Annotated in this window: 1 protein-coding gene; it reads left to right on the top strand. The window is 63.2% G+C overall.

Annotated elements, in window-relative coordinates; all coding sequences use genetic code 11:
- A partial coding sequence (locus tag AC0608_RS13950; protein ID WP_478289500.1) for a rhomboid family intramembrane serine protease occupies positions 1–223 on the top strand: 223 nt, incomplete at both ends.

Below are 223 nucleotides of genomic sequence, written 5' to 3'. Positions count from 1 at the left end.
GGGTCATGGGCGAGTACATCCAGTTCACCCCGTTCGCCCAGATGCTGGCCGAGGGGCAGTGGTGGCGGCTGGTCACGCCGATGCTGATCCACTTCGGCATCCTGCACCTGGCCATGAACGGCATGTGGTATTGGGAGCTGGGGCGGCGCATCGAAGCGCGCCAGGGCAGCATCAACCTGCTGGGCCTGACCCTGTTGTTCAGCCTGGTTTCCAACTATGCACA

It is taken from the genome of Flavobacterium sp. GNP008 (genome assembly GCF_056428965.1).
The sequence above is the reverse complement of the archived record's forward strand: the minus strand, read 5'-3'. Positions and strand labels throughout refer to the sequence as shown.